Source organism: Vibrio sp. S234-5 (genome assembly GCF_000960595.1).
GTDB lineage: Bacteria > Pseudomonadota > Gammaproteobacteria > Enterobacterales > Vibrionaceae > Vibrio.
Map to the genome: position 1 here is coordinate 1 of NZ_JZAM01000332.1, position 422 is coordinate 422.

Below are 422 nucleotides of genomic sequence, written 5' to 3' on the forward strand. Positions count from 1 at the left end.
GGAATACTCGCCGCTGAAGCCGTTTTTGAAGCGGTTTCAAATCAATCGGTTATTGCCGACTACCAAAGCCATTTCAAACAGTCCTGGCTATATGAAGAGCTTTATCAAGCACGCAATTTCTCTAGCGGAATACACCGTTTTGGATCTTGGTTAGGTGGTGGTTTAGCGATGTTGGAACACAACGTGTTAAAAGGCAAAGCAAAGTGGAATGTACGTTGTGAACATCCCGATCATCAGTCTTTGATTCTGGCGGAAAGCAGCAATGAGATCCTCTATCCGAAGCCTGATGGCGTGTTGAGTTTCGACCGTCTTTCTTCCGTCTATTTATCCAATATTTTCCATGAAGAAGACCAACCGTGTCATTTGCAGCTTGCCAGCCAGCGCATTCCTATCGAACAGAACTTGGCGCTCTATGCCGAGCC

At 46.2% G+C, this 422-nt stretch carries 1 protein-coding gene; it reads left to right on the forward strand.

Annotation, left to right across the window (positions count from 1 at the left end):
- On the forward strand, positions 1-422 hold a 422-nt coding region (locus UF06_RS18865), incomplete at both ends, for a 4Fe-4S dicluster domain-containing protein (protein ID WP_045571806.1).